General features: G+C 66.9%; 14 protein-coding genes. 4 read left to right on the forward strand and 10 right to left on the reverse strand.

The window, feature by feature from the left end:
• Positions 1–67: 67 nt before the first annotated feature.
• From pyrR to ACIA76_RS01785, 3 genes are all read right to left on the reverse strand, one after another.
• On the reverse strand, positions 68–703 hold the full coding sequence (gene pyrR / locus ACIA76_RS01775) for a bifunctional pyr operon transcriptional regulator/uracil phosphoribosyltransferase PyrR (RefSeq protein ID WP_397147257.1): 636 nt from the start codon (positions 701–703) through the stop codon (positions 68–70).
• A 331-nt stretch (positions 704–1,034) separates the two neighbouring features.
• On the reverse strand, positions 1,035–1,967 hold the full coding sequence (locus ACIA76_RS01780; protein ID WP_397147259.1) for an alpha/beta fold hydrolase: 933 nt from the start codon (positions 1,965–1,967) through the stop codon (positions 1,035–1,037).
• Positions 1,964–2,869 carry an alpha/beta fold hydrolase gene (locus ACIA76_RS01785; RefSeq protein WP_397147261.1) on the reverse strand — a complete coding sequence of 302 codons (906 nt, stop codon included), beginning with the start codon at positions 2,867–2,869 and terminating at the stop codon, positions 1,964–1,966. Before ACIA76_RS01785 ends, ACIA76_RS01780 begins: the two co-directional genes overlap by 4 nt.
• A gap of 113 nt (positions 2,870–2,982) precedes the next feature.
• Between ACIA76_RS01785 and ACIA76_RS01790 the strand changes: the two genes are divergently transcribed.
• On the forward strand, positions 2,983–3,579 hold the full coding sequence (locus ACIA76_RS01790; protein WP_397147263.1) for a TetR/AcrR family transcriptional regulator: 597 nt from the start codon (positions 2,983–2,985) through the stop codon (positions 3,577–3,579).
• A gap of 59 nt (positions 3,580–3,638) precedes the next feature.
• A complete protein-coding gene (locus ACIA76_RS01795) occupies positions 3,639–4,511 on the forward strand; it encodes an alpha/beta fold hydrolase (protein WP_397147265.1) in 873 nt (290 codons plus the stop codon).
• Positions 4,512–4,542: 31 nt separating this feature from the next.
• On the opposite strand, the gene ACIA76_RS01800 is transcribed toward ACIA76_RS01795, so the two are convergent.
• Complete coding sequence (locus ACIA76_RS01800) at positions 4,543–5,664, reverse strand: FAD-dependent monooxygenase (protein ID WP_397147267.1); 1,122 nt, start codon at positions 5,662–5,664, stop codon at positions 4,543–4,545.
• 134 nt (positions 5,665–5,798) lie between these two features.
• Between ACIA76_RS01800 and ACIA76_RS01805 the strand changes: the two genes are divergently transcribed.
• Complete coding sequence (locus ACIA76_RS01805) at positions 5,799–6,437, forward strand: TetR/AcrR family transcriptional regulator (RefSeq protein WP_397147269.1); 639 nt, start codon at positions 5,799–5,801, stop codon at positions 6,435–6,437.
• 52 nt (positions 6,438–6,489) lie between these two features.
• On the forward strand, positions 6,490–6,612 hold the full coding sequence (locus ACIA76_RS01810) for a hypothetical protein (RefSeq protein ID WP_397147271.1): 123 nt from the start codon (positions 6,490–6,492) through the stop codon (positions 6,610–6,612).
• A 33-nt stretch (positions 6,613–6,645) separates the two neighbouring features.
• On the opposite strand, the gene ACIA76_RS01815 is transcribed toward ACIA76_RS01810, so the two are convergent.
• The 6 genes from ACIA76_RS01815 to ACIA76_RS01840 all read right to left on the reverse strand — a co-directional run bounded on the left by ACIA76_RS01815 (position 6,646) and on the right by ACIA76_RS01840 (position 13,426).
• Complete coding sequence (locus ACIA76_RS01815) at positions 6,646–6,804, reverse strand: hypothetical protein (protein ID WP_397147273.1); 159 nt, start codon at positions 6,802–6,804, stop codon at positions 6,646–6,648.
• A gap of 157 nt (positions 6,805–6,961) precedes the next feature.
• Positions 6,962–7,603 (reverse strand): hypothetical protein, encoded by a 642-nt coding sequence (locus ACIA76_RS01820; protein WP_397147275.1) that lies wholly within the window; start codon positions 7,601–7,603, stop codon positions 6,962–6,964.
• A 319-nt stretch (positions 7,604–7,922) separates the two neighbouring features.
• Positions 7,923–9,368, reverse strand: a complete 1,446-nt coding sequence (locus ACIA76_RS01825; protein ID WP_397147277.1) for a flavin-containing monooxygenase — start codon at positions 9,366–9,368, stop codon at positions 7,923–7,925.
• 42 nt (positions 9,369–9,410) lie between these two features.
• On the reverse strand, positions 9,411–12,323 hold the full coding sequence (locus tag ACIA76_RS01830; RefSeq protein WP_397147279.1) for an RND family transporter: 2,913 nt from the start codon (positions 12,321–12,323) through the stop codon (positions 9,411–9,413).
• Positions 12,324–12,339: 16 nt separating this feature from the next.
• Entirely contained in the window at positions 12,340–12,798 is a 459-nt protein-coding gene (locus tag ACIA76_RS01835) for an MmpS family transport accessory protein (protein WP_397147281.1), read from the reverse strand.
• A gap of 85 nt (positions 12,799–12,883) precedes the next feature.
• The gene (locus ACIA76_RS01840) at positions 12,884–13,426 is read right to left on the reverse strand and encodes a YaeQ family protein (protein ID WP_397147283.1); all 543 of its coding nucleotides are present in this window, start codon (positions 13,424–13,426) and stop codon (positions 12,884–12,886) included.
• Position 13,427: the final 1 nt, after the last annotated feature.

Raw genomic sequence — 13,427 nt, forward strand, 5'->3', positions numbered from 1 at the left:
TCGCTAACGCTCGGCTCCGCCGTAAGGCACAAGACCGCTGCGCTGATGGTTCCCTCGCTCCGCTCGCTCACTTCTCGTCCCCCTGATGCAGGTAGACGCCGTCGCGGCCGTCGTGTTCGGTCAAGAGCACGGAGATGTCCTCGCTGCGGGAGGTGGGCACGTTCTTGCCGACGTAGTCGGCGCGGATGGGTAGTTCGCGGTGGCCGCGGTCGATGAGCACCGCCAGTTGTACGGCGCGGGGGCGGCCCAGATCGCGCAGGCCGTCCAGGGCCGAGCGCACGCTGCGGCCGGAGAACAACACGTCGTCGACCAGGATCACCAGCGCGTCCTCGATGCCGCCCTCGGGCACCGAGGTGCGCTCGAGCGGGCGATGGGGGCGATTGCGCAGATCGTCGCGATACAGCGTGATGTCCAGCGAACCCACGGCCGGGCGCACGCCGGAGAACTCCTCGATCCGATCGGCCAGTCGCGCGGCCAAACCCGTTCCGCGCGTGGGGATTCCGATCAACACCACCCGAGGGATGCTCGGGTCCTGGGAATCGAGAGCCGTCTTCTCGATGATCTGATGCGCCATCCGCGCGATGGTCCGGCCGACATCCTGAGCGGACAACAACTCCCGCCCGGCCCGCACCCACTCGGGGTCGTGCCGTTGCGAATACTCGCCCGCACTCGACCTGGCGGCCCGATCCTCGGGCACGGCCATGCCGACCTCCTTCCCCGCCTCACCGGACGGTCCTTTAAAGGATGTCTTCCGGCGAGAGAGCCTAGCAGCGAACCGGCGGGCAGGCCCCATCGGGGTGCCGGTTGTGAGCGCCGCCACCTGGGCGAATGCCCACAAATCGCCCCCAGGCGGTTTCGGGGCGGTCCGAGGCGGAGGTGCTCGCTGGGGTAGACCGTCATCGCTCTGTCCCGCCGTGCTCGCGGCTTGGTGGTTGCCGATCTCGCGCTCGCCGCCGTGTTCATCACCGTCCCGGCGCCGTGGGATCTGCTCGGCACGCTGCCGCTCGGCGTCGCGGGCCATGAAGGGTCCGCGATCATCGTAGGGCTCGACGGCTTAGGTCTGCTCGGCCGTCGAGCATGGCAGGCGCGGCCGCCGGTGAGCCGAGGAATCGGAGCGTGCTCTCGATCACGCAGTGCGGGTCTTCGGTAGCGGGGAAATGGCCGATGTTGTGCAGGCATTGCACGCGGACATCGGTTGCCAGTGGGCCGAACTCGCTCATCGTGCTGATCGGTAGCAGCGGATCGCGGTCGCCCGCCAGGACGAGGGTGGGCGTGCGCAGGCGCGTCCAGCGGTATTGGCCGATGAGTAGGCGCGGGATTTCGCGCAGGAGGAGATTGCGGTAGTAGCGGACGGTCGCTCGGACGCGGTCGGGTTCGCGGAACTGCGCGGCGAACAGGTGGCGGTCCTCGGGTGTCATGGTGGCGGACCGGTAGATCCAGTGGCGCAGCGCCCAATTCGGTATCGCCGAGGAGGCCAGCCGGGGGCCGAGCAGCGGGGCGGCATTGGCCGCGATATGCCACAGCCGGGGGGCGTTGGCGAGGATGCGGGGCGTCGGCCGCACGAACGGGCTGGCCGTATTGAGCACGATGTATCGCGAGACCCGTTCCGGAAAGCGCAGGGCCAGAAGGTATCCGACGAGCCCGCCCCAGTCGTGGCCCATGACGTGGAAGCGGGTCACCCCGAGCCGGTCGAGCAGACCGATCACATCGTCGGCCATGACGCCGGGGCTGTATCCGCTCGGGGGCGCGTCGGTCCAGCCGAGGCCGCGTAGATCCGGGCAGATGATGCGGTAGTGCTCCGACAGCGGGCCGATGATGTGACGCCACTGCCACCAGTGCTGCGGCCAGCCGTGCAGCAGGACAAGCGGTTCGCCGCGGCCCGCGAGCGCCACATGGGTCCGCAGACCGCCGACGTCGATGAATCGGTGTTCGACACCGTCGAGTTCGGGCATCTCGCGCGGGGTCATCGCGCGTCCTCGGCCGTGCGGGTCCGGCTCACGAACATCGCGATCGCGGTGGCCACCAGCGCCGGTTGATCCTCCGGTGAGAGGGTGCCCGCCCCCGGTATCCACTCGATGCGGGCATCGCGGAAATCGCCCGCCAGGCGATGGGCGTAGCGGGTCGGGAACAACGGATCCTCGGTGGACCAGGCCAGCAGCACCGGTCGGCCGAAGGTGGTGAACGCCTTTGCCGCGGCGATCGTATGCCGCCGGTCGAGGCCGCGCAGGACGCGCCGCAGATCGGCGCGGATATCGCGTGCGACCCCGGCCGGGAGCGCGTAGGAGTCGATCGCCTCGCGTGCGAGGGCGCGTTTACTCAGCGCGCCGAAGGCCAGCGGTAATCTGCGCACGGCCGGAATCCGCAGTGCCGCACCCAATGTCGCGACGCCGCCGGGCAACCGGGCGACGAGCTTCAGATAGCCGAAGCGCGGGGGCGGGAAGTTCTCGTAGGCATCGCACGAGGTGAGCACGAGCCTGGCGATCAGGTCGGGACGCGCCGCGGCGACCAGTTGGCAGATCGCGCCGCCGGTATCGTTGCCCACCAGCGTGACCGGGCCGAGGCCCAGCGCCTCGATGGTGTCGATGACCAGCCGTGCCAGACCCGGCGGATCCAGATCGGCATCGGGCATCGATATCCGGTGTGATCCGAACGGGAGATCGATGGTCACGCAATGGAATTCATGAGCCATCCGGGGAACGACGCGCCGCCAGAGGTTCGCGTTGACCAGCAGGCCGTGCACGAATACGACCGGCTCCCCCTCCCCTCGTTCGAAGATATCGATCGCGCCTGCGGGCAGCGCGAGTTCACGGCGTGCGCCGAGTGCGGAATCGCGCCATATCGGACGGGCTTCGGTCGTCTGCATCGTCATCTGAGGCCTCCCCTGTGGTCAGTGACGTCGAATGTCGCTCCAAACTAACAAACAGGCTGCCTGTTTTCAATAGAATGGCGATACGATGCCCCGACACGTGCGGAAGGGTGGCGATGGGCAGGCAGGCCGAACGATCCGAGTCGACCAGGGCGGGCCTGGTGGCCGCGGCGCGCGAACTGTTCGCCGAGCGCGGATACGCTGCCGTCGGCACCCCCGAGGTGGTCGAGCACGCCGGGAGTTCGCGTGGCGCGCTGTATCACCACTTCAAGGACAAGCGAGAGCTGTTCCGCGCGGTCTACATCCAGATCGAACAGGAGATCGTCCAGCAGGTCACCGAGGCGCTCGCCGCCGAACGGTCCGCCGAGCCGATCGCCGCACTGCAAGCGGGCCTGCGTACCTTCCTCACGACCTGCGTTGAGCCGGAACGCGTTCGGATCATGCTGATCGACGCCCCGTCCGTGCTGGGCTGGCAGGAGTGGCGCTCGCTCGACGAGCAGTACGGACTCGGGCTGATCATGACGGGCCTCGAGGCCGGTGTGGACGCGGGCGCGCTGCGCTGGGATATCGCGCGGCGACCAGCGGCGCTGATGATCCTGTCCGCGCTGGGCGAGGCGGCGCTCTACATCGCCAATGCCGAGGATCGCGAAATCGCGCGCCAGGAAACCGAACCCACGATCCTCGCCCTGCTCGACGGATTGCGCACGCGATAGACGTTCGCTGACCGAGCCGAGTTCGTACGCCGTAAATCGACATGTGCGATGCTGTCGGAGTGAGCAATGAAGCTGACTTCTCCGAGCCCCAGAGACTCGCCTTCGCCGGGCAGGGCGGTATCACGCTGGCAGCCGAGGGCTGGGGACCCGAGGACGGTCCCCTCGCGGTATTCCTGCACGGCGGCGGCCAGACCCGGCATTCCTGGAAGGAATCCGGGGCCGCGCTGGCCAAGGCCGGTATGCGGGCGGTGCTGCTCGACGCGCGCGGACACGGCGAAAGCGATTGGGCCCCCGACGGGAACTACGGCCGCGAGGCGATGACCGCGGATCTACTCGGGATTCTCGCCGAGCTGGGCCGACCCGCGATCGTGGTCGGGGCGAGCATGGGCGGGCTGACCGCACTGCTGGCCACCGCGCGCCCGGGCCACGAGCGGATCGCCGGACTGGTCCTGGTCGACGTCGTGCCACGCCCGGAGCACAAGGGCGTCGAGCGGGTGCTGAACTTCCTTGCCGGAAATCCGGAAGGCTTCGACACCCTCGACGAGGCCGCCGACGCCGTCGCGGAATACCTGCCCCATCGCCCCCGCCCGCGCAGCACCGACGGCCTGCGCCGCAACCTGCGCCTGCGCGAGGACGGCCGCTGGTACTGGCATTGGGATCCGGCCATGCTCTCCGGCGGCGGCGAGGACATCGAACTACATACCGAAACCCTCGAACAGGCGGCCCGCCACCTGACCATCCCCGTACTACTCATCCGCGGCCGCCTCTCCGACGTGGTCAGCGCCCAGGGCGTAGCCGACTTCCGAAACCTGGTGCCGCATATGGAGTATGTCGAGATCGGCGGCGCGGCGCACACGGCGGCCAGCGATGTGAACGACGAATTCTCCGATGCAGTGGTCGATTTCGTGCGGGCCCATCTCGAAATGGGCTGAGGCGCTGGTCAGTTCCGTGGAGTTGACGTGGTTATCGGCTGGCGAGGGCTGCGGCTTCGATGTCGTAGTCGTGGACGGCGGGTTCGTAGAGGGTGACCGTTCTGCCTGAGTCCAGGCGTAATCCGTTGGCGCGGGAGCCTTGTTGGATTTCGGCGGTGCGGGGGCGGCGTAGGTGTTCGTAGCGGGTCAGGGCGGCGGGGGCTTCGGTGGCGGGGATGCCTCGGATCAGGGTGGCCAGGGCCATTCCGTCCTCGATGGCCTGGTTGGCGCCCTGGCCCATATGGGGCAGCATGGGGTGGGCCGCGTCGCCGAGTAGGGCGAGTCGGCCATGGGTCCAGCGGGGCAATGGGTTTCGGTCGTAGAGGCCCCAGCGGAAGGTCGTCTCGACCTGGGCCAGCAGTTCGGTCAGTTGTGGGTCCCAACCGGAGAACTCCGCGGCCAGCGTCGCGGGATCGCCTGGGGCCGACCATGATTCGCGCATCTGTTCGTCGGCGGGGACGAATCCCACGTAGTTGCGCAGCTCGCCCGCGCGCATCCCGAAGGTGAGGAAGTGCTTGCCCTGGCCGGTCCACATGACCATGGCGCTCCGCGGCCAGTCGGGCACCCGGGATGCCGGTAGGGCACCGCGATAGGCGATCATGCCGGAGAACACCGGCGGCTGCGGCTCGACGACGTAGTGCTGGAGTGCGGAATGGATGCCGTCGGCGGCGATGACGATATCGGCCTCGACACTCGAGCCGTTGTCGAAGGTGACCTCCGCCGACCGGTCCCCTTGGCGGAACGCGGTGCATCGATGTCCGGTATGAAGCACCGCGCCGGGCAGGGCCCCGGCGAGGGCTTCGATGAGGTCGGGACGGTAGATGCCCAGGATGGAGCCGTCGACGCCGAAGTTCTCGTACCCGGCCGGGGATCCGTCGGAGTGACGGTAGGAGATCCCCTCGACCGGGACCGCGCGCCGGGCCACCTCCTGATCGACACCCAGCCGCCGCAGCACCCGCATGCTGTTGGGCGCGAGCCCCACGCCGGCACCGACCTCGCCCAGGCGGGCGGCCTGCTCGTAGAGCCCGACCTGCGCCCCGGCCGACCGCAACGCAAGCGCCGCGGCGAGGCCGCCGATCCCGCCGCCAACGATCGCCACACGAATCGAACTCATCGCAACCTCCGTACGTGTAAATCACTCGGTAGCAGTCGATTTCAGTGTATGGCACTCAAGAGTGCCATGTCGATACTTGAACGTGCCCGGATGGCCCTTTAGGATGTCAGCGCACGAGATCTCATCCGGAACCCTTGGAGGCGACGATCACCGATCGAGCCGGCACCCTTGCGCAGCAGAAGCGCGACCTGACGGTCGACGCGATCCTTCGCGCCGCCCGCCGCGGGATGGACGAATACGGTCTGGACGTGACCGTCGAGACCATCGCCGAGCTGGCCGATGTGGGCAGGCGAACGGTGTTTCGCTACTTCGCCACCCGCGACGACCTGTTGAGCGAGGCGATCACCGCCACGGCCGCCGAGGTGTTCACGATCCTCCCGCGCTACGACGGCGGCGACTGGCAGGCCTGGCTCGACGAACTCACGCAGGTCCTGCACGATTCGGTGGCGGGCGGCGGGCGCAAGATGTGGGAACTCAAGACACGCCGACTGCCGCCGCAGCTGGCGGTGACCTACGAACGGCTGCGGCAGGCGCTGCGCGAGATGTACGCCGCCACGGCCGCCACCCTCTGGGAGGCCGCGGGAGGCCGCGGCGCGGCGCCGGACAGATTGCGACTGAGCGTGGCAACCCATTTAAGCCCGATGTTCACCCAGGCCGTCCTGCTCGATGCCGACGGCACCCCGGAACTCGCCGCTCAACTCGCGGCCAGCGGTATCACCGCCACCTTGCGTGAGCTACTCGCTGGGCCGAGTGCGGCGTCCGGTATGGACTAGAGAGTCGGCGCGGTAGGTCGAGATGTACTGTGCCGCGGCATACTTCGGTCCGATGAACCCGTCGGGGCAAGATACGGGAACCCGCACGCTGCGCGAGACCGGCGCCCACCCTCGGGAGGTGTTCCAGTTGCCGGTCCACGTCGCCGCGCGGCCAGGGTCGGTCACCGAGCGCTGATCGACCCCGTCGTTCATCGACAGCGCCTGTGCGTCAGGGCCTTTCGAACAGGGACGAATACTTGGTGGCGCTCTTGTCGGCTTCGACGGGCGTCGGCTGCTCGGCCAGGTTCGCGGGGTCCGCGGCGGTCGTGTTCTCGTTGGCGTTCTCGAGGCTGGAGAAGACCGGGGGCTTCGGTTTATCGGTGCTCATGGTTCCCTTTCCTGCACGGCGACACAGGGTTTCGCCGCATGCGATATGGATCTGGTCGATCGGGTTGTGCAGTGATGATGGATGTGCAGGACAGGGACCGCCGCGAGCCGTCCCGCCCCACCGAGCTGGACCAGCTGGTTTTACGGCCCGACCAATGCTACCTGCTGCCGGACTCGGGCCGGTTCGCACCGGACCGGGTGGGGGTGGGCAGCGTACCGGCCCGTAGCGCCGCATCCACGCGGTCGAGCCCGTCCGACCAGGGCCGCGCGGCCACGACCGGAACACCGATATCACTCGCCCGTCGTGCGAGTGTCGCGTCGACCACTGTCGTGACCCGAGCTCGCAGCGCCTGCTCGCCCTCCGCGGGCTCGCGGGCGTACAGATTCGCCACGACCTGATCCGCGCTGGTCTCGGCGAGGACGACCGCGCGCACCGCGCCGCCGAATCCGGCAACGAGGTCCGGCATCAGATAGTCGCCCTCGAAGACGACGGGCGCGCCGGCGTCGACATGGTCGGCGATGATTGCCTCGAACCCCGGCCGGAGGGCATCGGCGACGGCGAAATGCATGTCGGCGATTCGCTCCGGCTGCGCGGCCAGCATTTCAGGGTGGGTGTCCCAGTAATGCAGGATCGGATGATGCTCGGGCGTGGTCAATGCGTGCAGTGCCGTGACGATATCGTCGGCCTCGGCCAGTGGCACGCCATACCGGGCGGCCAGCGGGATCGCGACGCCCGATTTCCCGACCCCCGAGGCGCCGCAGATCAGGGTCACAGTCCACTGTGGTAGATCATCCTTCACGACTGCGGATCCTGCCGCATCGACCGGCGGCTCGCCATGGAGTTTCTTGGATCGGGCAAATCCGCGGAAATCCACCACAGGTGGATCAGGGGCGGTCGAACGTGCCGCCCTCGAGGCCCGTGGTGAAGACGTCCCACTCGGCGGGGGTGAAGATCACGACCGGTCCCCCGCAGTGGAAGCCCCCGTACCGCGCTACCCCCGTAACCGAATTACACTACTTCCCAAGGGGATTCACCGAACGAAGCTTCCGGGCACAGCATAACCGGAGTAAACCTGGATGCAAACAACCAATCCACTGTCGATTACCCGGAATAGACGTTCAGTCACCATGTTTCGCGGCGCGCCGCTGGGCGGCGACGTCGCGATAGCGCGGCGGCCCGAACTTCCCGAAGTACTCGATGATGACATTGCGAGTGCGGCGCGTCGGCAGGCCCATATCCGCCAGGAGGTCGTCGAGGTGATGGATCAGATGCTGGCCGAGGAAGTAACCCTGTGGGCGTGCGGGATACACCTCGGCGAGCCATTCGTGGACATGCCGGATCTCCGTATTCATCGCGTCGACTTCGGGCAGATTCAGTTCGCCTCGGAATGCCTGTGCGAGCCAGTGAGCGGAGATCTCAGCTGTCAGCGGGCAGGCGGTGGAGTTGGCGTAGCCGATGAATCCTAGGCGCTGTTCGGTCGGGGGGAGGATATGGCGGTACAGCGAGAATCGGCCGTCGGGTTGGATCGCGTGGCGCAGTTCGGGGGTGAGGAACGGCAGTTCCTGGCGCCAGCCGGTGGCGAAGACGATGGTGTCAGCGGGGAGACGACGGCCGCTCGCGAGGCTCACCCCGGCAGCGTCGAAGGATGTGATGGTGTCGCGCCGCAGGGCGATTCTGCCGCGGCGAGCGAGAGTGTAGAACTCCGAGACCAATCCGATGTTCTCCAGGCCGTGCGGCAGGGACTGTTCGGGGGACATTGCGGCGGGCATACGCAGGAATGCGCGGAACAACAGGTCCGCCAGCCGCCACGCCGACCATGTCAGCAGTGCGCCTCGGCCGTGCAGAAATCGTTCCCATCGGTTGCGGCGGTGGTACGGGATCAACATCTCCGGAACACGTCCCAGCACAAGGCGATCCACCGGGATCACACCGAAGAGATATCGTGGCACCATCCAATGGGGTGCGCGGAACACGAGGGTGGAACGCTTCCCATGTTCGGCGGCCGAGACGGCGCAATCGAGCGCCGATTTTCCCGCGCCCACCACGATGACCCGTTTACCCTCCAGCACTGCCGGATCGGCCGCCTCGCTCGAATGCACAATGGTGCCCGTAAACCGTTCCGCCCCCTCGATATTCGGCATTGCGGGCGCGGAATACGTTCCGGTACACACCACCACGAAATCGCAGGCGATATCGGCAGGACCATCGGGGTCGCGGACCTGAACCTCGAAACCCGCACCGCTGCGGCCTATTCGGACCACCTCGGTCGACAGCCGGAACAGTCCGGCGAGTTCGAAGCGAGAGATGTACGAGTCGAGATATCCGCGCACCTGCTCGGCGCTGGGATAGAAGTCGGCGGAGCGGTCGTAGGGATGGTCGGAGTAGGCGTAGGTCTCTCGGGAGTTGTTCGTTCGCAGACCGGGATACGTCCGCGACGGGGTCCACACGCCACCGATCGCGGGCCCCTTCTCGACGACGAGCACCTCGAATCCGTCGTCCCGCAACACCTTCGCAGTCACCAGTCCCGCGATCCCGGCCCCGATCACGACAACTCGGCCCACCATGACACTCCCCCGTCGACGGCTGCCCGGGAGCCTATTCGCTTCCTACTCGGCACGCACGCGTAACGGCCACCAGAACCAGCGCCCGAGATGCATCGCGATCGAGGGCAGCAGGAACGTGCGCACCACCAGAGTGTCCAGTAACAGCCCGATTCCGATGATCGAACCGATCTGCATGATGTTGGTGTTACTGCTGGTGATCAGCGCGAACATGGTGATTCCGAAGACGATTCCGGCGGTCGTGACCACTCCCCCGGTGCCCGAGAACGCGCGGATCAGGCCGGTGGCCAGGCCCGCGCCCGCCTCCTCCTTGAAGCGCGAGGTGAACAGGAGGTTGTAGTCCGCGCCGACGGCGACCAGGGCGATGAACGTCAGCGGCGGGACGGCCCAGTGCAGCTCCTGATGCAGCAGATGCTGCCAGATCAGCACGCCCATGCCGAGCGCCGAAACATAGGACACCAGAACCGTTCCCAGGACCGCGACCGCGGCCACGAGGCTGCGCAGCACGATCAGCACGATCAGGAACACGAGAATGAGCACGATGATCATCAGCAGCCGGAAGTCGTGGTCGGCGATGACCTGGATATCGGCCATCGTCGCCGCGACCCCGCCGACGGCGAGCGAACTTCCCTGCAGTGGAGTGTCTTTGATCGCGGTCTTCGCGGCGGCGAGGATCGCGCGGGAGCGGTCGATGCCCTGGGCGCTGAAGCTCTCGTTCTCGCCGTAGACGACGACGCGCACGGTGCGGCCGTCGCCGGAGACCAGTAGCTTCATCCCCGACTGGAAGCGCGGATCGGAGAAGGCCTGTTGCGGCAGATGGAAGGGGGCCGAGCCGACCGCGCTGGCATCCCTGCCGATGTCCTGCAGGTAGGCCGTGATATCGCGCATCTGCGGCATGAGCAGCCCGACGGTGCCGATCATCGCGCTCGCCAGCGCGCGCATCTGCGCGATCGAGTTCTCCATCGCCGGAATGCTCTGTCCCACCCCGGATATCGCGCCAGCGGCAAGATTCGTGTCCGCCGAGAGCTGATCCATCGACGACGACAGCTGCCCGACGGCGTCGAGCGAATCGAAGACCTGCTTGGTCGTATTGCACACCTGATCGTTCGCGCAGTTCGGATTGCCGTCGACGAAAGGCCGCACGGGACCGATGGTTTCGGTCACGTTCGAGGTCAGGCGGTGCATCTGTTCGGTCTGCGAGCGCAGGTCGCCGAGGCTCGCCGACAGGCCTTGCAGACCCGCGCTGCCGGAATCGACCTGCTGTGCCATGGCATCGAGCCCACCGAGCAACTGCTGCATGCCGCCGGTCAGCGAGGACAGATCGTTGAGTCGACTCTCGATGACCGACGAGCTCAGGTCGAGGCGATTGCCGATGTAGCCCGCCTGATACAGGACCGAGCCCTGGTCCAGTCGCGTACCCAGCGGACGCGTAATACTCTGCACCATACTGACATCCGCGATACGAGCGATGCTCGAGCTGACCTGTTCGACGGCGGACAGGTCCGAGGCGTTGCGCAGGTCGTGGTCGGAGGAGATCAGCAGGAAGTCCGGGGAGAGCCGGTTCTTCGGGAAGTGCTGGTCGGCGGCCTGATAGCCGATATTGCTCGGGGTGTCGCCGGGCTGCATGGCCCGTTCGTTGTAGTTGATGCGGATGCTCGGCAGTGCCGCGGCGCAGACCAGGAGCAGGGCCAGGCATGCGGTGGCGATCGGGACCGGCCAGCGCGCGACCGAGGTGCCGATCCGCCGCCACAGCCGCGGCGTGCGGGCGGCCCGGGGTTCGAGAAAGCCCAGATGCCTGCAGATTTCGACCAGCGCGGGGGTCAGGGTGAGCGCGGCCGCGCCGCCGACCAGGATGCCGATCGCGCAGGCCATACCGGAGCTGCGCAGCAGTCCGAGCTGGCTGGTGCGCATGCAGGCGCATGCCGCGGCGATCGTCAGGGCCGAGGCGACGATCACCGGCGCGACCGAGCGGAAGGCGTTGTGATAGGCGTCCAGATACGACCGGCCCGCGCGGCGGGCCTCCTGATAGCGGCCGAGGATGAAGATGGCGTAATCGGTTCCGGCGCCGAGGATCATGGCCGAGGCGAGCGCGCTGGCGAAGATCGACACCTCGATGACGCCGTGCTCGCCCAGCAGCGCCACCACCGCGCGGGCGACCGCGAGCGCGAGGCCGACCGTCATCAACGGCACCATGGCCGTCACCACGGACCGATACACCGCGAGCAGTAACAGCAGGATCAGCACGCTGGTGACGGCGGTCAGCACGATCATGCTGTGGTCGGCGGTGGTCATCTCGTCGGCGGCGGTCGCGGCCGGACCGGTGACGAAGACGTTGAGCCCCACCGGTTTCGGATGCGCGGCCACCAGCGCGCGGACGGCGTCGATGGAGCGTTGCGCCTGGGTGGTGCCCATCTCGCCGGTGAGCCGGAGCATGACATAGGCGGCCTTGCCGTCGGCGCTTTGATTGGCCGCGGCGGTCTGCGGATTCGACCAGATATCCATCGCCGACTGCACATGTGAGCGGTCGCGCAGCAGTTGGGCCATCAGATCGCTGTAGTACACGTGATCGGCGTCGCCCAGTGCCTGTTTCGGCCGTTCCAGGAGTACGAAAACGACGTTGTTGGTATCGGATTCGGCGAAATCGGCGCCCATCTTCTTCAGCGTGACCGCCGACTCCGCATTGCCGGGCACGAATTCGCGGGAATGGTCGGCGATGACGTGTTCCAGCTGCGGAATCGCCACATTCATCGCGGCGGCCAGGCCGACCCAGGCCAACACCACCAGCGGCGCCCAGCGGCGCACTACACCGCCGAATGTCACTCGCCCCGGTCCCGCGGAGACTCCCCCATCCTTGCCGCGCAGAATGTCAATGAGCGCGATGACGAACAGGCGCGCAGCGGTGAGGAACGCGAAGCGGCGTAATGCCGTCGCGCAGGTGCGTTCGTCCGTGCGGAGCATGAAAGGACCTCTCGGACTAAACCGCGACCAGATTGCAGCCGACCGCCGCGCGGGGACCGGATGCCGAATCACGTGCCTTCTCTTGACCGTCGACCAGAATTCGACAGGTCAGCGCGCCCTCCTCGGATTGCGCGACCACACCCGCCGGAATCGGGCGACCACCCGTGCGAATCTGGCGCGACCACGGCAGCGATTCCGATATCCGCTGCGGATTGGATCGGTCGTCCAGATATACGATCTGGCCCGCCGCGCCACCTTGCGCGGTGACCTCATAGGTGACCGTCTGATCGCCCAGATCCACGTTCACGGCCTGATCGTGGGGCCGATCGGCGGGACCCGCCACCGCGACGTCCCGGCGCTGCGAAACGATCAGGGCGACCACCGTGAGCGCGACGACCACGACGAGCACGACCCAATAGCGAGCCAGCCAGGAGTTCCCCGGTCTCAGCTCGAGATGACCGTCGCGCCCTTTCACGTGACAGAACGTAACACTTACCCTTTCAGACGAAAACGTTCGTGTGACGCACTTTGCCCTATGGATGATAAGTGTCGGCTGTCACCTATTCCAGGTGATGATCATGAATCGTTGTATTCAGATCCGCCCCGTTGATATTCAGATACAGCTGACGTTCGGTGACCGACAGCGAGACGGTATTGCGGCGCTCGAGCACGGCGACGGCGGCATCGATGAAATCGCGATCGAAGCTGTGCAGGATGATATCCCCGGCGCGGTGAATCTTCTTACCGGACAGCTGATTACGCACCTTATCGGGATCGCGATGGGTGTAGATCGCCAGGCGTTCGGCCGATTTGCTGCCGCGATGGACGCGATCGGCGTCGGGTGCGCCGACCTCGATCCAGGTCGTGAGGCGGCCGGTCAGGTCGCGCACCAGCACCGCGGGCTCATCGGTGGAAGAGACGCCGCCATCGCTGAACGTGATGCCATCGGTGTATTCCAGGCAATAGGCCAGCAGCCGGGTCACCATGAATTCCGCGGTCTCCGAGGGGTGCCGCGCGACCCGCAATTCCCATTCCTCGTAGACGCCACGGCCGACGTCGGACAGTTGGACGGTGAAGGTGTGCAGGGTTGCGCTGAGGGCCATG

It is taken from the genome of Nocardia sp. NPDC051570 (assembly GCF_044454005.1).
Classification (GTDB): domain Bacteria; phylum Actinomycetota; class Actinomycetes; order Mycobacteriales; family Mycobacteriaceae; genus Nocardia.